The sequence below is a fragment of the Rhodococcus sp. MH15 genome (assembly GCF_019266045.1).
Classification (GTDB): Bacteria; Actinomycetota; Actinomycetes; order Mycobacteriales; family Mycobacteriaceae; genus Rhodococcus_F; species Rhodococcus_F qingshengii.
The window spans coordinates 83,145-103,219 of record NZ_LPNP01000082.1; the positions used below are offsets into that span (position 1 = coordinate 83,145).

The 20,075-nt window shown below is 63.9% G+C and carries 20 protein-coding genes; 5 read left to right on the forward strand and 15 right to left on the reverse strand.

The features are described 5' to 3' along the window. Positions 1-6: 6 nt before the first annotated feature. Positions 7-1,185, reverse strand: coding sequence for an FAD/NAD(P)-binding oxidoreductase (locus tag ATN37_RS30445; RefSeq protein ID WP_308125245.1), 1,179 nt, complete (start codon positions 1,183-1,185; stop codon positions 7-9). Between the two features lie 184 nt (positions 1,186-1,369). Here ATN37_RS30445 and ATN37_RS30450 point away from each other — a divergent pair, with 184 nt between their 5' ends. The 5 genes from ATN37_RS30450 to ATN37_RS30470 are packed head-to-tail and all read left to right on the forward strand — an operon-like array spanning position 1,370 to position 3,913. Continuing rightward, entirely contained in the window at positions 1,370-1,837 is a 468-nt protein-coding gene (locus tag ATN37_RS30450) for an Asp23/Gls24 family envelope stress response protein (protein WP_003941912.1), read from the forward strand. Next, on the forward strand, positions 1,834-2,211 hold the full coding sequence (locus ATN37_RS30455) for a hypothetical protein (RefSeq protein WP_218696049.1): 378 nt from the start codon (positions 1,834-1,836) through the stop codon (positions 2,209-2,211). The genes ATN37_RS30450 and ATN37_RS30455 overlap by 4 nt, the downstream gene beginning before the upstream one ends. A 1-nt stretch (position 2,212) precedes the next feature. Beyond that, complete coding sequence (locus ATN37_RS30460; RefSeq protein ID WP_003942043.1) at positions 2,213-2,392, forward strand: hypothetical protein; 180 nt, start codon at positions 2,213-2,215, stop codon at positions 2,390-2,392. Then, on the forward strand, positions 2,379-3,353 hold the full coding sequence (locus ATN37_RS30465) for a DUF6286 domain-containing Asp23/Gls24 family envelope stress response protein (protein ID WP_218696050.1): 975 nt from the start codon (positions 2,379-2,381) through the stop codon (positions 3,351-3,353). The genes ATN37_RS30460 and ATN37_RS30465 overlap by 14 nt, the downstream gene beginning before the upstream one ends. Next, the gene (locus tag ATN37_RS30470; protein ID WP_003942084.1) at positions 3,350-3,913 is read left to right on the forward strand and encodes a hypothetical protein; all 564 of its coding nucleotides are present in this window, start codon (positions 3,350-3,352) and stop codon (positions 3,911-3,913) included. Before ATN37_RS30465 ends, ATN37_RS30470 begins: the two co-directional genes overlap by 4 nt. 137 nt (positions 3,914-4,050) lie before the next feature. Here ATN37_RS30470 and tuf read toward each other — a convergent pair whose 3' ends face one another. The 14 genes from tuf to ATN37_RS30540 all read right to left on the reverse strand — a co-directional run bounded on the left by tuf (position 4,051) and on the right by ATN37_RS30540 (position 20,002). Then, positions 4,051-5,241, reverse strand: a complete 1,191-nt coding sequence (gene tuf / locus ATN37_RS30475; protein ID WP_003941926.1) for an elongation factor Tu — start codon at positions 5,239-5,241, stop codon at positions 4,051-4,053. A 125-nt stretch (positions 5,242-5,366) separates the two neighbouring features. Continuing rightward, on the reverse strand, positions 5,367-7,469 hold the full coding sequence (fusA, locus tag ATN37_RS30480; RefSeq protein WP_007728394.1) for an elongation factor G: 2,103 nt from the start codon (positions 7,467-7,469) through the stop codon (positions 5,367-5,369). 200 nt (positions 7,470-7,669) lie between these two features. Continuing rightward, the gene (gene rpsG / locus ATN37_RS30485; protein WP_003941856.1) at positions 7,670-8,140 is read right to left on the reverse strand and encodes a 30S ribosomal protein S7; all 471 of its coding nucleotides are present in this window, start codon (positions 8,138-8,140) and stop codon (positions 7,670-7,672) included. Next, on the reverse strand, positions 8,140-8,514 hold the full coding sequence (rpsL, locus tag ATN37_RS30490; RefSeq protein ID WP_003941908.1) for a 30S ribosomal protein S12: 375 nt from the start codon (positions 8,512-8,514) through the stop codon (positions 8,140-8,142). The genes rpsG and rpsL overlap by 1 nt, the downstream gene beginning before the upstream one ends. A 409-nt stretch (positions 8,515-8,923) precedes the next feature. After that, the gene (locus tag ATN37_RS30495; protein WP_116057011.1) at positions 8,924-9,469 is read right to left on the reverse strand and encodes a DUF3558 domain-containing protein; all 546 of its coding nucleotides are present in this window, start codon (positions 9,467-9,469) and stop codon (positions 8,924-8,926) included. After that, positions 9,466-10,014, reverse strand: a complete 549-nt coding sequence (locus ATN37_RS30500; RefSeq protein WP_003941874.1) for a DUF3558 domain-containing protein — start codon at positions 10,012-10,014, stop codon at positions 9,466-9,468. Before ATN37_RS30500 ends, ATN37_RS30495 begins: the two co-directional genes overlap by 4 nt. Positions 10,015-10,097: 83 nt before the next feature. Beyond that, on the reverse strand, positions 10,098-10,709 hold the full coding sequence (locus ATN37_RS30505; protein ID WP_003942008.1) for a TetR/AcrR family transcriptional regulator: 612 nt from the start codon (positions 10,707-10,709) through the stop codon (positions 10,098-10,100). A gap of 60 nt (positions 10,710-10,769) precedes the next feature. After that, complete coding sequence (locus tag ATN37_RS30510; RefSeq protein ID WP_058038134.1) at positions 10,770-11,555, reverse strand: enoyl-CoA hydratase family protein; 786 nt, start codon at positions 11,553-11,555, stop codon at positions 10,770-10,772. 13 nt (positions 11,556-11,568) lie between these two features. Further along, entirely contained in the window at positions 11,569-12,729 is a 1,161-nt protein-coding gene (locus tag ATN37_RS30515) for an acyl-CoA dehydrogenase family protein (protein ID WP_003942033.1), read from the reverse strand. Next, positions 12,729-14,714: a biotin carboxylase N-terminal domain-containing protein gene (locus ATN37_RS30520; protein WP_047268947.1), complete on the reverse strand. Its 1,986-nt coding sequence runs from the start codon at positions 14,712-14,714 to the stop codon at positions 12,729-12,731. The genes ATN37_RS30515 and ATN37_RS30520 overlap by 1 nt, the downstream gene beginning before the upstream one ends. An 8-nt stretch (positions 14,715-14,722) precedes the next feature. Then, positions 14,723-16,321: an acyl-CoA carboxylase subunit beta gene (locus tag ATN37_RS30525; RefSeq protein ID WP_003941989.1), complete on the reverse strand. Its 1,599-nt coding sequence runs from the start codon at positions 16,319-16,321 to the stop codon at positions 14,723-14,725. Beyond that, positions 16,318-17,466, reverse strand: a complete 1,149-nt coding sequence (locus ATN37_RS30530) for an acyl-CoA dehydrogenase family protein (RefSeq protein ID WP_007728404.1) — start codon at positions 17,464-17,466, stop codon at positions 16,318-16,320. The genes ATN37_RS30525 and ATN37_RS30530 overlap by 4 nt, the downstream gene beginning before the upstream one ends. Then, positions 17,463-19,184, reverse strand: a complete 1,722-nt coding sequence (locus tag ATN37_RS30535) for an acyclic terpene utilization AtuA family protein (protein ID WP_165639671.1) — start codon at positions 19,182-19,184, stop codon at positions 17,463-17,465. Before ATN37_RS30535 ends, ATN37_RS30530 begins: the two co-directional genes overlap by 4 nt. Further along, positions 19,181-20,002, reverse strand: coding sequence for a TIGR03084 family metal-binding protein (locus ATN37_RS30540; RefSeq protein WP_165639672.1), 822 nt, complete (start codon positions 20,000-20,002; stop codon positions 19,181-19,183). Before ATN37_RS30540 ends, ATN37_RS30535 begins: the two co-directional genes overlap by 4 nt. Positions 20,003-20,075: the final 73 nt, after the last annotated feature.

The window sequence follows — 20,075 nt, forward strand, 5'->3', positions numbered from 1 at the left end:
ATCCGTTCAGGCCGGTGTGGACTCCAACACGTCCGAGATGGGCGTGCCGGCTGCGATCTTCGCGCGCATCTTCATCACAGCTCCCGCGCTACCGCCGCCGACGACAGCTGCCAGCACACCGTCGCGCTCGTAGTATGCGACGAACTTTCGGCCGTCGTCCTTCACGATGTGAACGGTGTCCGTGGGTGCGACGGTCCCCAATGCCTGGATCTTGACGTCGTACTGATCGCTCCAGAAGTACGGAACCTGCGCCGGCGCATCCGGATCACCCGTTCCGGTGATCGCTCCCGCCAGGATCTTGGCCTGGTCCCCAGCATTGGTCCAGTGTTCGACACGCTTGCGTCGATCTCCGATCTGCCAGGACGCGACGTCGCCGACCGCCCAGACGTGTTCGGTGCTGGTGCGGCCGACGCCGTCGCAGAGCACTCCGTTGTCGAGTTCGATCCCCGAACCGTCGAGCCATCCCGTGACCGGCACCGAACCGACTCCGATCGCGACCACGTCGACCGGGATTTCCGAACCGTCGCTCAAGGTCGCAGCGGCAACCGCTCCGTCGCCGGACAGCGAGGTCAAGCCCGTACCGACTCGGACGTCGATGCCCTCGTTCCGATGCAGACGTTCGACGAGGGCGCCGACGGTGGGGCCGAGCAACGACGCCAGCGGCGTCGGCTGTGGTTCGAGCAACACGACGTCGACGCCGTGAGACTTCATGCTCGCGGCCAGTTCGCAGCCGATGAAGCCGGCCCCGACGATCAGCGCACGCTTACCGGGAGCAAGGTCGGCGCGGAGGGCCAACGCTTCCTCGATGGAGCGCAGAACGTGCACTCCGGACAACTCCGGAAGGCCGGAGATGCGACGCGGAGTCAGTCCGGTCGCGATGACCAACTCGTCGTAGTCCAGGGTGGATCCGTCGGCGAACGCCACCGACTTGGCGACCGTGTCCACCGAGGTTGCCGGCGAACCGAGCTTGAGATCGACCTTGTTCTCGACGTAGAACTCGGCCGGACGCAAGGTCGTCTCGTCCTTGTCGCCGCGGATCACTTCCTTCGACAACGGAGGCCTGTCGTAGGGCAGATGCGTTTCCCCACCCGCGAGCGTCAATTCACCTTCGAAACCAGCTCGTCGCAGTTCCTCGACGGTCCGCAGTCCCGACAAACCCGCACCCACGATCACTATCCGTGCCACCACGTACCACCCTGTCCGACCCACGTCACTTGCAGCGCTCACTATGAACGCCGTCACTATTTGCCTCCGACTCTGCCATACCAAATGCCGGAGTAGGTGTGGTGCATCCCGCATGGTCACCTACCAGTCACTACAGTTGGAGGTACTTCAGACGCACGCACTGACACATGAGCAGGGAGCCCCCATGACCAGCGATTCCAGTGAAAAGAACAGCGTCCGATTCGGCGCCGACGGTGGCGCGGAACTAGTCAGCACCCAGGGTAAGACGATCATCGCCGACGCCGTGGTCGCCAAGATCGCCGGTATCGCGACCCGCGAGATCAACGGCGTGTACGACGTCGGCGGGGGCACAGCGCGTGCGGTGGGGGCACTTCGCGACCGCATACCGGGCGCCCGCGTCAACCATGCCCAGGGCGTGGCGGTGGAGGTAGGCGAGAAACAAGCCGCCATCGACATCGGCATTGTCGCCGAGTACGGCGTCGCACTCCACGAACTGGCGGTAGGTATCCGCCGCAACGTCATTGCCGCAGTGGAAAGCATGACGGGTCTCGAGGTCACCGAGGTCAACATCACCGTCTTCGACGTCATGCTCTTCGAGGATGCAGAGAGCGGCGGTAGTACCGATCCGGAAGCCAAGCCGAGGGTTCAGTGAGTACCGCCGACGCCGGCCGCGAGATCGACGCGGCCGAGGTAGTCGCCGACGCGGTTCTTGCCATCCCGGAAGTGGCAGAGCTGCACGGAGGACAGTTCGGCGAAGTGGGAACCTACCTCCCCGGACGCCGCATCACCGGCGTCGTCGTCGACGAAAACTCCTGTGCTGTACACATTTCCGTTCATTATCCGGCCGACGTTCGCAGCGTCGCCGAGCGCGTACGAGCGGTGGTGGCGAGATTGGTCGACGTACCGGTGAACGTGACCGTCGGCGACCTGTCGACAGCGGGATATCTACCCGTTGATGCCGAAAACGCAGTCACCGAGCCTGCCACCGTCACAGACATTGCACCGAACATTCGAGAAGGGAACTGACATGAACAGCACCACCGTCGGACTGCTGGTCGGTCTGCTCCTCGCACTCGCCGGAATCATGGGTGGGTTCAGCGGTTTCGTCTTCGCAGTCCTGCTCGGCGCCGCCGGTATGGCGATCGGAGCACACCGCGACGGACATCTCGACCTCGGCGCGATCCTCCGAAGCCGTGGCCGTGGCTGAGCCGTCCGATCCCAGCGCAGCGGACGATCCTGGCCTACGCGGCTCCTTGGTCATCAAGGACCGTGCGATGGCCAAGATCGCCACGGCCGCAGCGGTGAACGTCCCGGGGGTGGTCCGCCAGTCCGGTGGCTTGACTCGCCTGACCGGACGCGACCTTCCGCGAGCCGACATCTCGATGGGTAGCGACGCCGTCGCCATCAATCTCTTCCTCGCCGTGTCCTGGCCGTGTTCGGTCACCGAGTTGACCGGCCGGGTGCGAACGGAAGTCGGACGCAGCGTCGAATCGCTGACCGGGCTTCCACTCCACGACATGAACGTGATGATCGCGGCAACCGAGGGTTCTGACGACTCCTGTGTTTCCGGCGTCGAGATCGCGGAGGGCCCGGCACAGCAGGCACTCTCGGATCCGATTCCGCCGCGGGTCCCCTCTGCGAACCCGGCGGCCGCGGTTTCGGCCGTCGTCATCGCGTGTGGTCTACTCGCACTCGCCTTCGTCGTCTCGCGCGAATGGTTCATCAACCGTGGAACTTTCGAATCGGCGCCCTGGATCCGAAACTCCGTGGAGTGGACGTCTCGTCTGCACTGGCAACCGTGGCTGCTTCCGGTGGCGATCGCTGCCGTTGTCGCGGGTGTTGTCCTGATAATGTCGGCGATCAAACGCCGTGCGAAAACCCATGTCCCACTCGGGAACCCGAGCGCATCGACGGTGTGGATGCGGCCGACTGACATTGCACGTCTGTGCAGTAGCCACGCAGCGGTCGTTCCCGGCGTCGACTCGGCTCACACCAGCGTCGACCGTAAACACGTCAAGGTCCACATCGAATCGACCGGTGGCGATCGAGCTGAACTTGCCGCAGCCGTCGACGCGGCGGTTCGGCCCCACCTCGCGATACTGCAGCGGCCACTGCAACTTTCGGTTGTCGTGCGAGAAACTGTAGTACGACGAAAGGACGCCTCGTGAACCGTTGGATCTCCGCGGTCGATCGGATCATCGTCCTCATCGTCGGAATCGCACTCCTCGCGGCGGGCGCATACGCCATCGCGTGGGACGCGGGCGCGTCGCTGATTCGAACCTGGGTGTCACGCCTCGATCGGGAGGTCCTCTTCGGCCTTCCGGAGGAGCCGTGGTGGCACTGGGTACTGTCGGGCACCTTCGTCCTCTGCGTCTTCGCCGGTTTCGGGCTGTTGTACCTGAACCTTCGCCGGCGCCGTACGAGCGCAGTCACATTGCGGCACAACGAATCCGGTACCGACGTCAGCGTGGATCTCGGACCCGTCGCAGACGGCGTAGCGGCCGAACTCGCTCAGCTGACCGGCGTGCGGAGCACCAAGAGCAAAGCGACGGTCGATCGCGGACTGCCGACGCTGTCGATTGTCGTCACTGCAGATCCGTCGATCGACGTCGCCGGATTCACCGCTTCGGCCGAACGCATCGCCGGCGCAACCAGGCGCAGCCTCGACGGCTCAACCGTCGCAGTACAGGTTCTGCTGCACCTCGACCGGGTGGAAGCCAACAAGTAAGTAAGAACCACGCAGGCACCCGATCACCGAACACTCGATCACAGGCCACCCGATGGAAGACACAGAAAAGGCGCTCACTCCCCGAAGGGAATGAGCGCCTTTTTCAGTGCTGTGAATCAGCTAGCGAGACAAGAGTCTCACTTGATGATCTTGGCAACCTTGCCGGCGCCGACCGTACGGCCGCCTTCGCGAATTGCGAAGCGCAGGCCCTCGTCCATGGCGACAGGCTGGATCAGCTTGACGGACATCTCGGTGTTGTCACCGGGCATGACCATCTCGGTGCCCTCAGGCAGCGTCACGACGCCCGTAACGTCCGTGGTACGGAAGTAGAACTGCGGGCGGTAGTTGTTGAAGAACGGGGTGTGGCGGCCGCCCTCGTCCTTCGACAGGATGTATGCCTGGCCCTCGAACTCCGTGTGGGGAGTCGTGGTGCCCGGCTTGACGACAACCTGTCCACGCTCGACATCTTCGCGCTTGATGCCACGAACGAGCAGTCCGACGTTGTCGCCGGCCTGGCCCGAGTCGAGCAGCTTGCGGAACATCTCGATACCCGTGACCGTGGTCTTGGTCGAGGTTTCCTTGATGCCGACGATCTCGACCTCTTCGTTGACGTTGACAACGCCACGCTCGATACGACCGGTGACAACGGTGCCACGGCCGGTGATCGTGAAGACGTCCTCGACGGGCATGAGGAAGGGCTTCTCGGTCTCACGAATCGGGTCCGGGATGGACTCGTCGACAGCAGCCATCAGGTCGAGAATGGACTGCGTCCACTTCGGGTCACCCTCGAGTGCCTTGAGTGCCGAGATCGGAATGACGGGGGCTTCCTCGTCGAATTCCTGAGCGGCCAGCAGTTCGCGGACCTCCATCTCGACGAGCTCGAGGATCTCGTCGTCGTCAACCATGTCGGCCTTGTTCAGGGCGACGAGGATGTAAGGAACGCCAACCTGGCGAGCGAGCAGGACATGCTCGCGCGTCTGGGGCATCGGGCCGTCGGTAGCTGCGACGACGAGGATAGCGCCGTCCATCTGAGCTGCGCCGGTGATCATGTTCTTGATGTAGTCGGCGTGACCCGGTGCATCGACGTGCGCGTAGTGGCGCTTTTCCGTCTGGTACTCAACATGCGAGATGTTGATCGTGATGCCACGAGCCTTTTCCTCGGGAGCCTTGTCGATCTGATCGAAGGCCGAAGCCTCGTTCAGGTCGGGGAATGCATCCGCGAGAACCTTGGTGATGGCCGCCGTCGTCGTGGTCTTGCCGTGGTCGACGTGACCAATGGTGCCGATGTTCACGTGCGGCTTCGTCCGCTCGAACTTCGCCTTCGCCACTTTGTGTCCTCCTGGACTGTTGTTGCTTGCCGTATGCAGCAGTGCGGTTGGTTGTTACTAGGTCGTGCTTCGTGCCGGAAGAAACCGAGGTTACTTGCCGGCGCGGGCTGGGGAGCTCGCTGTGCTTACTCGCCCGTCGCCTTGGCGATGATTTCCTTCGAGACGTTCGCGGGAACCTCTGCGTAGGAATCGAACACCATGGAGAAGTTCGCTCGGCCCTGGGTCTTCGACCGCAGGTCACCGATGTAACCGAACATCTCCGAGAGCGGAACCAGCGCCTTCACGACACGGGCACCACTGCGTTCCTCCATGGCCTGGATCTGGCCACGGCGGGAGTTGAGGTCGCCGATCACGTCGCCCATGTACTCCTCGGGCGTTGTGACCTCGACAGCCATGAGCGGCTCGAGAATGACGGGGCCGGCCTTGCGGGCGGCTTCCTTCAGTGCCTGCGAACCGGCAACCTTGAACGCCATTTCCGAGGAGTCGACGTCGTGGTAAGCACCATCGAGCAGCGACAGCTTCAGGTTCACGAGCGGGTAGCCGGCGAGAACACCGTACTGCATCGCGTCCTGCGCACCGGCATCCACGGAGGGGATGTACTCGCGCGGGATACGTCCGCCGGAGACCTTGTTCTCGAACTCGTAGGTAGCACCGTCTTCGCCCACGAAAGGCTCCAGAGCGATGATGACCTTTGCGAACTGGCCCGAGCCACCCGTCTGCTTCTTGTGGGTGTAGTCGTGCTTCTCGACCTTCTTGGTGATGGTCTCGCGGTACGCAACCTGCGGCTTACCGACGTTCGCCTCGACCTTGAACTCGCGACGCATGCGGTCGACGAGGATGTCGAGGTGGAGCTCGCCCATACCGCCGATGACGGTCTGACCGGTCTCTTCGTCGAGCTCGACCGAGAAGGTCGGGTCCTCTTCGGCGAGCTTCTGGATCGCGACGCCCAGCTTTTCCTGGTCGGACTTGGTCTTGGGCTCGATGGAGACCTGGATGACCGGCGCGGGGAACGACATCGACTCGAGGACGATGGGGCTCGCCTGATCGCACAAGGTGTCACCGGTGGTGGTGTCCTTGAGGCCGATCATTGCGTAGATGTGGCCGGCTACGGCCTCGTCTACCGGGTTCTCCTTGTTGGCGTGCATCTGGAAGAGCTTTCCGATGCGCTCCTTCTTGCCCTTGGTTGCGTTGAGCACCTGAGCACCCGGATCGATACGACCCGAGTACACGCGGACGAAGGTCAGCTTGCCGAAGAACGGGTGAGCAGCGATCTTGAAGGCGAGAGCCGAGAACGGCTCGTCCTTGCTCGGCTTGCGAGTGATCTCTACTTCTTCGTCACCGAGCTTGTGGCCGATGACCTCGCCGATGTCCAGCGGGTTCGGAAGGTAGTCGATGACAGCGTCGAGCATGGGCTGAACGCCCTTGTTCTTGAACGCGGAGCCACAGAGAACCGGGTACAGCTCGGAGGCGACCGTCATCTTGCGGATGGCGCCCTTGATCTCCTCGATGGTGAGCTCTTCGCCGCCGAAGTACTTCTCCATGAGAGCTTCGTCGGACTCTGCAACCGTCTCGAGCAGCTTCTCGCGGTACTCGGCAGCCTTCTCGACGAGATCCGCGGGGATCTCCTCGATGGTCGGAGCGGTTCCCGTCGGGACCACGCCGCGCCAGGTGATGGCCTTCATTTCGACCAGGTCGACGACGCCGTCGAAGTCGTCCTCGGCGCCGATGGGCAGCTGGAGAACGAGCGGCTTCGCGCCCAAGCGGTCGATGATGGTCTGGACTGTGAAGTAGAAGTCCGCGCCCATCTTGTCCATCTTGTTGACGAAGCAGATGCGCGGAACGTCGTACTTGGCAGCCTGACGCCAAACCTGCTCGGACTGCGGCTCGACACCCTCTTTACCGTCGAAGACAGCAACTGCGCCGTCGAGCACGCGCAGCGACCGCTCCACCTCGACCGTGAAGTCGACGTGGCCGGGGGTGTCGATGATGTTGATCTGGTTGTTGTTCCAGAAGCAAGTCACGGCGGCAGACGTGATCGTGATGCCGCGTTCCTTCTCCTGCTCCATCCAGTCCGTCGTCGACGCACCGTCGTGCGTCTCACCGATCTTGTAATTGACACCGGTGTAGAACAGGATGCGCTCGGTGGTGGTGGTCTTGCCGGCATCGATGTGCGCCATGATGCCGATGTTGCGGACCTTGTTCAGGTCAGTCAGCACTTCCTGTGCCACAGGTTTCTTCCCCGCTCGTTGCTTGGTTTTCGGGTGTCGGCCTTATCGGTGTGTTCCACCGTCAGGGCCATGGTCTTTCAATTATGTCTCTGCCGAGGCGAACCTGGCCACCTGCGTCCGGAATCGGTCGCGATGATCAGGCCGCCAACGGCGACAAGCGTCGGAGCCCCACCCGATGGCAGTTGCTCCGACGCTTTACATCACCAGCGGTAGTGGGCGAATGCCTTGTTGGCTTCGGCCATCTTGTGAGTGTCTTCGCGACGCTTCACAGCTGCACCGAGGCCATTGCTGGCATCGAGGAGCTCGTTGGCGAGACGCTCGACCATGGTCTTCTCACGACGTGCACGCGAGAAGGTGACCAGCCAGCGCAGTGCCAGCGTGGTGGAACGACCGGGGCGAACCTCGACCGGCACCTGGTAGGTAGCGCCACCGACGCGGCGGCTACGAACCTCGAGTGCAGGCTTGACGTTGTCCAGGGCGCGCTTGAGGGTGACGACCGGATCGGTGCCGGTCTTCTCGCGTGCCTGCTCGAGAGCCTGGTACACGATTCGCTCTGCGGTGGACTTCTTGCCGTCCAGCAGGATCTTGTTGACGAGCTGCGTCACCAACGGGGAACCGTAAACCGGGTCGTTGATGAGCGGGCGCTTCGGAGCGGGGCCCTTACGTGGCATTAGCTCTTCTCCTTCTTGGCGCCGTAGCGGCTGCGTGCCTGCTTGCGACCCTTGACACCCTGGGTGTCGAGGGAGCCGCGGATGATCTTGTAACGGACACCCGGGAGGTCCTTCACACGACCGCCACGGACGAGCACCATGGAGTGCTCCTGAAGGTTGTGACCTTCACCGGGGATGTACGCGGTGACCTCGACCGAAGTCGTGAGGCGAACACGTGCGACCTTACGGAGCGCGGAGTTCGGCTTCTTGGGGGTGGTGGTGTACACGCGAGTGCACACGCCACGACGCTGCGGGCTGCCCTTGAGGGCTGCCGTCTTGACCTTGGCGGTCTTGTCGCGGCGACCCTTGCGGACCAGCTGGTTGATGGTTGGCATTTACCGGCTTTCTTGTGACGAACAGACTGCTCGAGCGAACTCGGGCCGTTCGAAAACGTGGCTGTTCTGAAATTAGGGATCTAGCAGTTGGAGCAAGAGAGCTGCTGCTCCTCACCCACCTCAGAGTCTGTACTCAGCACTTTCATGCCGCGCACTGCCCCCGAGGTCGGGCGTGTCGCATACCCCCACACAGGCAGCCGGATGCTCGTTCATCAGCAGTTTCTGCTCGAACGCGCGCACGGCAATACCTAGCTAGGCACACAGATCGGCCCGGGCATGCCGGACACGACCCATAACGATACCTGTCGGCGCGCCACGAGGTCAAAGCGAGGCCACGGTGATAGTGACCTCACGCTCTGACCAGACATTCTGGCTGCACACTCAGACCACGCAGCCGGACCGGTCGCGATCAGATGCTGCGGTTCAACGTCAACGCGCCGAGCTTTGCCGCAGCCTCGCACGGATCCGCGCCGCCTTGCGGCTCGGTGACCCACCAACCGAACACTCCCCCGGCCGGTGCGCTCGCGCTCACCCCGCAGCTCTGCGGATCGGCCGGCTGGCGAACCTGGTACCCGCCACTGCCGTTGATGTCGATTTTCGCCACCACGTATCCCAGGTGCTCGAATGCAGCGCGCTCGTGATCGAGGGTGCCCGTCTCGAACCAGTTGAAGGTGATCTTGATCGGACCCGCGGCCCCGATGCCGTCCCAACGGCAGATGGCGCCGAAGAACCCACGCCCGACGGCGTCGGCACCTACCGCGCCGGCGATCTGCTCGTCGGTGACGGCTTCGCATTCTTGGAGGACGTTCGCGAATTCCTGGCTGTCACTACCGCCGTAGCTGCCCTCCGCACGGGGAGTCCCGGTGACCACGGAGCCGCACCCCGTGAGCAGAACCAGCGACCCCGCCAGGGCGAGCCCGATCCATACGCGCTTCACGGCGCCCTCGAACTTCACTGTGCCCTCGAAACTGTTTTTTCCATCAGATCCCGCGCCACCGTGCATGGATCCGCGGTCGGTGGCAGCAAGCCGTAGGTGATCGACCAGTGCACGAAGTCTCCGCCGAACGCGATACCCAACTCGCACAACGAACCTGCCGTGGACGCGATGAAGCCTTGATGACCGCCGATCGTGATGTCGTCGGCAGGACGTCCGAGCAGGTCGGACCCGGCCCGTTCGCGGCCGATCGGGCTACCGCGGTACCAGGAGAAACTGACGCTCGGACCGTTCGAACCGGCGACTTCCCACTGGCAACCGACGCCGTTGCGCGTCGTCGTCGCAAAAGCGCCGAGATTGAAGGCGTTGACAACTTCCTCGTCGGTCACCGAGCCGCATTCGGCGAACATCGGGCCCGGATCCGTAGGTGCGAGTGCCTGCGAACCCGCACCGTCGCCCGGCTGATCGACGGACCCGTCGCCGGAGCTGCAGCCGACCACGGCCGAGAGCACGGCAGCCGAGACCAATACCGAAGTCCCGATCGAAGTGAGAGTGCGTGCGGCCATGGAGCCGACTGTACTTCTCGGTGGCCCCCGACACACGCCACGTGCGCGTCGAGAGCACCGGCGCCGGCCCCGCCGCTACCGATTCAGGGAGTTGCCACCGGTACCCGAACAAGTGTGGAATCCAATTGCGCCGCCCACTGTTTGACCACCTCGGTGCGTCGGCGCGAGTCGTCTGTCAAGACATCAGCCAGCCCCAGCCCGCGGGCCAGGTCCAGGGTCGCCTGTACCAAGCGGTGCGTCACCGGGTCGGAGTCGTCGACACCCAGACTCTCGACGGCCATGCGGTGCGCGATGCGCCCGAATCGTTCCTCGAGGGGCAGTACGCGGGCACGCAGGTCGGGGTCGGAGGCAGCGGCCGTCCACACCTGCAGTGCTGCTTTGAACAGAGTCCCGGTGTAGTACTCCACCAACCGCGAAATGATCGCCTCGGTTCGTCCGGCACCCACCGGAAGGTCGGTCGATTCCTTTCGTGCCTGATCCATCCGGGCGTCGAACATCACCTCGAGCGCCGCGGTGATGAGGTCCTCGCGGGTCGGGAAGTGATGCTGCATGGCGCCTCTGGACACCCCGGCACGCTGCGCGACGACGCTCATCGTCGTTGCGCTCCACCCGAGTTCGGCGAGACACTCCACAGTCACTTCGAGCAGGTGGGAGCGCGTGACTCGACTTCGGTCCTGCTTGGGCTCTCGAGTCATCGCGCCGCCATCCCTTCTACTTCTGTGTTCCAGCGCTTCTGTGTCCCAGCTGCGCAGTTTCTACTGCGCCCAGGCCGCTGGACGCTTCTGCAAGAAAGACATCATGCCCTCACGAGCCTCGTCAGAGGAAAACAGCCGAGCCGACTGCGCGATCATCTCCTCGCCGTCCCGGTCGAATCCAGCCAGGACCGAACGCGTCGTGATCCACTTCGATTCGGCAAGTCCCTGCGGTGAACATTGGCGCAAGGTGCCGAGCAGTTCGGTGATCGACTCCTCCGTGTCCTGCGACGCGGAGGTGACGAGTCCGATGGATTCGGCCTCGTGCTGGCCGAACTTCTCGCCGGTGAGCAGATAGCGGCTCGCAGATCGCTGGTCGAGCCTCGGTAGGACCGTGAGCGAAATGATGGACGCTGCCAAACCCAACCGTGATTCCGTCACCGCGAAGGTGCTCGCCGGTCCGGCGACGACGATGTCGCACGCCCCGACAAGACCCATGCCTCCGGCCCGGACGTGACCGTCGATCCGCCCGATCACCGGCTTGGGAAGCTCGAGAATGCTGCGCAAGAGTGTCAGCATCCCCCGTCCTCGCTCCTTGACGGCGTCCTCCGGTGATGCGGACGAACCGGAGGCCTCACTCAGATCGGCTCCCGCACAGAATGTTCCACCGGTGTGGGTGAGTACCACCGCTCGAACTGCCGGATCGGCGGCAGCCGCCGTCAACCCAGCCTGCAACTCCGTGACCAACCGCGTCGAAATCGCGTTGCGGTTGTGGGGTGAGTCGAGAGTGATCGTGGCAGCACCGCCCGATACTTCGTACCGTACGTATGGCTTGTCCTGATCCGTCATGAGTCGCCTCTTCCTAGTAGGACCGTGGCAGACCGAGGGAATGCTGTGAGACGAAGTTGAGGATCATCTCGCGGCTCACCGGCGCGACACGGGCGATACGAGCCGCACCGAGCATGGCGGCCAGTCCGTATTCCTTCGTCAGTCCTGCGCCGCCATGCGTCTGGATCGCCTGATCGAGCGCCTTGATGCTGGCTTCGGCGGCGGCGTACTTTGCCATGTTCGCGGCTTCGGCAGCACCGAAATCGTCACCGCTGTCGTAGAGCACCGCGGCCTTCTGCATCATCAGCTTGGCGAGCTCGAGTTCGATCTTCACCTGCGCGAGTGGATGCGAAATACCTTGGTGCGCACCGATCGGCGTCTTCCACACCGTGCGCTCGTTGGCGAACTTCACTGCGGCGTTCAGGGCGTAACGGCCCATGCCGATGGCCATCGACGCACCCAGGATGCGCTCGGGGTTGAGGCCGGCGAACAACTGCATCAAGGCGGCATCGGCTTCGCCGACCAGAGCGTCGGCCGGCAGACGGACGTCGTCGAGGAAGAGGATGAACTGGTGGTCCGGTTCGATGATGTCCATCTCCATCTGCGTCTTCACGAATCCGGGAGAATCCGTGGGGACGATGAACAGAGCGGGCTTGAGCTTGCCCGTCTTGGAGTCCTCGGTGCGCGCAACGACGAGGACCGCGTCAGCCTGATCGACACCCGAGATGTAGATCTTGTTGCCGCTCAGGATCCAGTCGTCTCCATCCCTGCGTGCCGTCGTGGTGATCTGATGAGAGTTGGAACCAGCGTCGGCCTCGGTGATTCCGAACGCCATGATCTTGGAGCCGTCGGCGAGGCTGGGTAGCCACTGCTGCTTCTGCTCCGCCGTGCCGTACTTGCCGATGATGGTGCCGCAGATGGCCGGGGATACGACAACCAGGAGCAGACCGGCACCCTGCGCCGCCAATTCCTCCTGCACCAGCGCGAGTTCGTAGATGCCTGCACCGCCGCCGCCGTATTCCTCCGGCAGGTTGACGCCCAGGAATCCGAGTTTGCCCGCCTCGTTCCACAATTCGGTGAGCGGCTCCCCCTTTCGCGCCTTGGGCAGCACGTAGTCGACGTAGTTGAAGCGCTCACCCAGTTTGGAAACGGATGCCCGCAGTTCCTTCTGCTCTTCGGTCTCGATGAAACTCATCATGCTTCCTCTTCTGTAGCGGGTTCTTCCACACGTGCGAGTACCGATCCGACCTCGACCTGCTGGCCGACGGCGACCGGAAGTTCCACCAGGACACCGGCAGTCGGCGCGGTGACGGTGTGTTCCATCTTCATGGCCTCCAGCCACAGAATCGGCTGGCCGGCGGTGACGGTGTCACCGAGTGCGGCACCGAGGCGGATGACCGATCCCGGCATCGGAGCGAGCAACGAACCGGCGGCGACTTCTGCCGACGGATCCACGAAGCGCGGTGCTGCCGTCAACGCGACGGGTCCGAGCGAGGAGTCGACAAAAATCTCACTCCCGTAGGCCGCAACGTCGAACGAGCGCTGTACTCCGCTCTGCTCGAGCACTACCCGGGTCGCAGTTGCCGACACCAGGCGCACGTCGTCGAAGCCTTCTGCACTCAGCACGCCGCTTCGGCTCAGGGAGTAGCGGACGTCGTAGTCGCCCGACGCAGTGGAATAGCTCTTGCTCTGCGGCTGCGACGGGAGGTTGCGCCACCCGCTGGGCAAGCGGCCGATGACGCGGGCCGACGCCCGGTTGTGCGCGGCATCGGCAAGTGCCGCCGCCAGCGCCGAGAGTTTTTCGGCGGCGGTATCGGCCAAGGGCGTAGACAGCTTCTCGAGGTCGTGAGTCTCGAAGAAGGCAGTGTCGGTGTCTCCGGCAATGAAGGCGGGGTGGGCCAAGACGTTGACGAGCAGGTCGCGGTTGGTGCGCAGGCCGTGAATCCTGGTGCGCGCCAGCGTCGATGCGAGCAGCCGGGCAGCTGCGGTCCGCGTCGGCGCGTACGAGATGACCTTGGCCAACATCGGGTCGTAGTGGACGCCGACAACACTGCCGTCGACGACGCCGGAGTCGAGGCGAACGCCCTGCTCACGCAGAACACTGAATTCTTGCGGGTCACCGGGCAACTCGATGTGGTGGACGGTTCCGCTCTGCGGCTGCCAGTTCTTGGCGGGGTCCTCGGCGTACAGGCGCACTTCGATCGAATGCCCCCGGATCTCCGGCTGTTCGTCCGGAAGTGCTTCACCTGAAGCGACCTGCAATTGGAGTTCCACCAGATCGAGTCCAGTGGTGCACTCGGTGACCGGATGCTCCACCTGCAAACGCGTGTTCATTTCCAGGAAGAAGAAGTCGCCTTTTTCGTCAGCCAGGAATTCAACGGTTCCTGCGCCTTCGTAACCGATGGCGTTGGCGGCGAGCCGCGAGGCGTCGAACAGCTTGTCGCGCATGGCGGGGATGCGTTGCACGAGCGGCGACGGTGCCTCTTCGACCACCTTCTGATGCCGACGCTGGATCGAGCACTCGCGCTCCCCCACCGCCCACACCGCACCGTGGCGGTCGGCCATGACCTGAACCTCGATGTGCCGACCGGTCTCGAGGTACCGCTCACAGAAGACTGTCGGGTCGCCGAAAGCGGACTGCGCCTCACGCCGCGCCGCTTCCAGTTCGCCGTCCAGCGCCGACAATTCACGAACGACACGCATTCCGCGTCCGCCGCCGCCCGCCGACGCCTTGATCAGCACCGGCAGATGAGCCTCGGTCACCGCGGCGGGATCGAGTTCGGAGAGCACCGGCACTCCGGCGGCGTCCATGATCTTCTTGGACTCGACCTTCGACCCCATGAGCTCGATGGATTCGACGGGCGGGCCGATCCACGTCAGTCCCGCGTCGATGACGCTGCGCGCGAACTCCGCGTTCTCGGAGAGGAATCCGTATCCGGGGTGAATCGCGTCGGCGCCCGAAGCCTTGGCGGCGGCGATGACGAGCTCACCCCGCAAGTAGGTCTCGGCAGGCGTGTTACCCGGCAGGCGAACCGAAGCATCGGCTTCGGCGACGTGCGGGCTGTCGGCATCTGCGTCGGAAAATACCGCGACCGTGCCGATTCCGTTCTTGCGGCAGGTTGCAAAGACACGGCGGGCGATTTCGCCACGATTGGCGACCAGTACTGAAGTGATTGTCACGGCGTGCCTCACATACGGAAGACGCCGAAGTTCTCGGTGCCTTCGATCGGGGCGGTGGCGATGGCCGACAGGCACATTCCCACCACGGTGCGGGTGTCTCGGGGATCGATGACGCCGTCGTCGTACAGACGACCCGACAGGAACATCGGAAGTGACTCGGCCTCGATCTGGTTCTCGATCATCGCGCGCATGCCGGCGTCGGCCTGCTCGTCGAAGACCTGGCCGCGCGCCTCGGCAGCAGCGCGTCCCACGATGGAGATGACGCCGGCGAGCTGCGCACCGCCCATGACGGCGGACTTGGAACTGGGCCAGGCAAAGAGGAATCGCGGATCGAACGCCCGTCCGCACATGCCGTAGTGACCGGCGCCGTACGACGCTCCGAGCAGGATCGAGATGTGCGGAACCTTGGAGTTGGCAACCGCATTGATCATCATCGATCCGTGCTTGATCATGCCGCCCTCCTCGTATTCCTTACCCACCATGTAGCCGGTGGTGTTGTGCAGGAACAGCAACGGCGTGTTGGAACGATTGGCGAGCTGGATGAACTGCGTGGCCTTCTGTGATTCCTCACTGAAGAGCACTCCACGTGCGTTCGCCAGGATGCCGATCGGGTAGCCGTTGAGCTCTGCCCACCCGGTCACGAGGGAGGAACCGTAGAGCGGCTTGAACTCGTCGAAGTCGGAACCGTCGACGATACGGGCGATGACCTCACGCGGATCGAACGGGATCTTCAGGTCGGCCGGAACGATGCCGAGCAACTCTTCCGGATCCTCGAGCGGTTCGATGATCTCCGCGCGCGGCGCCGGCCCCTTCTTGGTCCAGTTGAGCCGCTTGACGATCGAGCGCCCGATGCGGATCGCGTCCTGCTCGTCGGCGGCGAAGTAGTCGGCCAACCCGGACTTGCGAGCGTGCATTTCGGCGCCGCCGAGTGCCTCGTCGTCGGATTCCTCACCGGTGGCCATCTTGACCAGCGGCGGGCCTGCGAGGAACACCTTGGAGCGTTCCTTGATCATCACGACGTGGTCGGACATGCCCGGGATGTACGCACCGCCGGCCGTCGAGTTACCGAAGACCAGTGCAATGGTGGGGATTCCGGCTGCGGACAGCTGAGTGAGGTCACGGAACATACGCCCGCCCGGGATGAACACCTCTTTCTGCGTCGGCAAGTCTGCGCCGCCGGACTCTACGAGGGAGATCACCGGGAGTCGGTTCTGCATGGCGATATCGTTGGCGCGGAAACCCTTACGCAGCGTCCACGGGTTGCTGGTGCCGCCGCGCACGGTGGGATCGTTGGCGACGATCAGGCATTCGACACCTTCGACGACGCCGATACCGACCACGGTGCTGGCGCCGACCGGGAAGTCACTCCCCCACGCAGCGAGGGGACACAGTTCGAGGAACGGTGAATCCTGATCGAGCAGGAGTTCGATCCGCTCGCGTGCCAGGAGCTTTCCCCGCTTGTGGTGCCGCTCGGTGTACTTCTCGCCGCCACCCGCCAACGCCTTGGCGTGCTCGACCTCGATCTCGGCGAGCTTGGTGTTCATGGTCGAAGTTGCGGTCTTGTACACCTCGGAATTGGTGTCCAGTGTTGACCGGATGACACTCATGACTGATACCCCAATCGCTTGGCCGCGAGGCCGGTGAGGATTTCGGTGGTTCCGCCACCGATTCCCAGAATTCGCATGTCCCGGTACTGCCTCTCCACTTCGCTTTCCTGCATGTATCCGAGGCCGCCGAACAGCTGAACAGCTTGGTTCGCAACCCATTCGCCCGTCTCGACTGCCGTGTTCTTCGCAAAGCACACCTCGGCGATCAGATCGCCGTCACCGGCCATGTACCGCTCGATCACCGAGTGCGTGTACACCTTGGCGACGTCGATCTTGCGGGCCATCTCGGTGACGGTGTTCTGGACGGCCTGCCGACTGATCAGGGGGCGACCGAAAGTCTCACGGGCGCGGCACCATTCGAGCGTCAGCTCCAGGCAACGTTCTGCACTGGCATACGCCTGCGCGGCGAGCGCTACCCGCTCGGAGACAAATGCCTGGGCGATCTGCGCGAAGCCGCTGTTCTCTGCACCGACCAGATTCTCCACCGGAACCCGGGCGTCGACAAAGGAGAGTTCCGCGGTATCGGATGCGCGCCAGCCCATCTTCTCGAGTTTGCGCGAGACGGTGAATCCCGGTGTGCCCTTCTCGATCACGAGCAGTGATACACCACCCGCGCCGGGACCACCGGTGCGCACCGCTGTAACGACGAAGTCCGCTCGAACGCCGGAGGTGATGAACGTCTTGGCGCCGTTCACGACGTAATGATCGCCGTCGCGCTTGGCTGTAGTTGTCAGGTGCCCGACGTCGCTGCCTCCGCCGGGCTCGGTGATGGCGAGCGAGCCGATCTTGTCGCCGCGCAGGGTCGGCTTGACCCACTTCTCGATCTGCGCCTCGTCGCCGGCCGCGATCAGGTGCGGCACCGCGATGCCGCAGGTGAAGAGCGATGCGAACAGCCCGCCCGACGCACCTGCCTGATGCATCTCCTCACAGATCACGATGGAGTCGACGGCGTCGCCGCCCTCACCACCGGCCGATTCGGGTGCGCTGGCCCCGAGGAGTCCGAGAGCGCCTGCCTTGCGGTGCAATTCGCGCGGAATCTCGCCGTCTCGCTCCCACTGCGTCAGATGCGGCAAAATCTCCTGGTTCACGAATCCGCGTACGGTCTCGCGAAGCGCAAGCCTTTCCGGTGTGGTCCACACGGTCACCGTGAATCCTCTTTCTCGTCAGTTACGGGGAGTAGCGAAATCGGGATGTCGATGTGGCGCGAACGCAGCCATTCACCAATTCCCTTGGCCTGCGGATCGAACCGCGCCTGCGAGGCGACACCCTGACCGAGAATTCCCTCGATCACGAAGTTGACGGCACGAAGGTGCGGAAGCTGGTAGCGAGTGACGTTCAGGTCTGCTGCTTCCGGTAGCAGTTCCTTGAGCATCTCGACGGTCAGTGTGTGCGCCAACCACTTCCACTGATCGTCCGTGCGAACCCAGACGCCGACGTTGGCATTTCCGCCCTTGTCGCCGCTACGGGCACCGGCGATCGTGCCGAGTGGTACTGAAAGCGACGTCTGTGGCGGCAACGGCTCCGGACGCTCCGGTTCGCCGACGGGTTCGAGGTCGTGCGTCAACGTGGACGGAGCGATGTCCACGCGCGTGCCGTCCGGCAGTACGGCCACGTGCGGCACCGATCCCGCGTCGACGTAGCCGGGGGTGAACACTCCGTACGGTTGGCCGTTGCTCGGCGGAGCCGTCAGCGAGAAGCCGGGGTAGCTGGCAAGTGCCATTTCCACCGCAACCGCGGAGAAAGGGCGACCGATCACCTTGGGGTCGGAATCGCGAACCACGCAGCGCAGCAACGCACTCGCGGTTTCCTCGGTGTCGGAATCCGGATGATCCGTGCGAGCGAGAGTCCAGACCAGTTCGGCGGGCTTCTTCGTCAGCCAGGATTCGAGCTGAGTCTTCGCCAGATCGGCCTTGGCCTCGATGTCGAGACCCGTGAGGATGAAGGTGGCCTCGTTACGGAACCCGGCCAGCGTGTTCAGGGAGACCTTGTACTGCGGCGGCGGAGCCTCGCCCGTGACGCCGCTGATCAACACCCGGTCCGGGCCTTCCTGGGTGAGCACTGCGTTGTCGATGCGGGTCGTCACGTCCGGGCCTGCATAGCGTCCACCGGTGATCTCGTACAGCAGCTGCGCCGTCACCGTGCCGACGCTCACCTCGCCGTCCGTTCCGGCGTGCTTGGTGATGACCGAGGTTCCGTCCGCGTTGATCTCGGCGATCGGGAAGCCAGGCCGGCCCAGATTGGGAATCTCTGTGAAGAACGCGTAGTTGCCGCCGGTGGCCTGGGTTCCGCACTCGATGACGTGGCCCGCCGCGACAGCACCGGCAAGCTGATCGAAATCATCTCGCTTCCAACCGAAATGGTGAGCGGCCGGACCGACGATCACCGACGCATCGGTGACCCGTCCGGTGACCACGACATCGGCGTCGGCCGACAATGCTTCGACGATGCCCCAGGCGCCGAGGTACGCATTGGCCGTCAGCGGGGAGCCGAGTCCGAGTTCGTCTGCCCGAGAGACCAGATCGTCACCCTCGACGTGGGCGATCTTTGCGTTCAACCCCAGCTTGGTGTTGACCTCGCGCAACGCGTCGGCCAGTCCGGCCGGGTTGAGACCGCCTGCATTCGCGACGATCTTCACCCCCTTGTCGAGCGCAAGGCCGAGCGTGTCCTCCACCTGCCGCAGGAACGTCTTCGCGTAGCCGAGCGCCGGGTCCTTCATCCGGTCCCGCCCGAGGATCAACATCGTCAGTTCGGCCAGGTAGTCGCCGGTCAGGTAGTCGAGTTCGCCGCCCTCGAGCATCTCGCGCATCGCCGAGACGCGGTCGCCGTAGAACCCGGAGCAGTTACCGATCCGTACCGAACTCATTTGCCCACCTTCGATGCTCGTCCCTCACCGCTGGATCCGACGGCGGCTCGTCCCTCACCGCTGGGTCCGGCAAAGGCCTGCGCGAACCCGAGCCACTCGTCCGCGTCGGCACCCACGACGACCAGATCGAGATCGGCGCGATTGGCGCGCTGGGTGACCAGCAAGCAGAAGTCCAACGCCGGCCCGGTAACCTTCTGCGGCGCATCTTCCGGCCCCCAGGTCCAGAGCGACCCGTCCGGCGCGGTCAACTCAACCCGGAAATCGTCGGCGGGCGGCGTCTTCTCGTTGACCGAGTACGCGAAGTTTCGCGTCCGCACACCCAGGTGAGCGATGTTCTTGATGCGCGCCGTCGGAGCGCGTTCGACGCCGAGTGCGTCGGCAACGTCCTGCCCGTGCGCCCACGTCTCCATCAGTCGCGCGGTAGCCATGGAGACACCGCCCATGGGCGGGCCGTACCAGGGGAACTTGGTTCCGGCCGGGGCGGCGGTGAGCGCCTCGACGAGAGCGTTGCGCCCCGCTCGCCAATCGGCGAGCAACTCCGCCGGCTGGCGGGCCGCCTGTTCGGCAGCACCGTCGTCGACAAACCCTGCCGGGTTCACGAACGCCGCCTTCAACTGCTCCGCGAACCCGTCCGGGTCGGTGATCGCCAGGATCGCTGCACTGTCCGTCCAGTGCAGGTGCCCGATCTGATGTGCGATGGTCCACCCTTCCGCAGGCGTCATTGTCGCCCACTTCTCCTCGGGCAGATCCGCAACCAGGGCGTCTAGGCTCTCGCCTTCGGCCCGCAAGTCATCGATGAACGTCTGAAGTTCGGCCATGCGACCAGCATCACACCCACATCCATAAAAATCAAGCACGAATGATTGTTATTGCGAAATCCTGTGGTGAGAG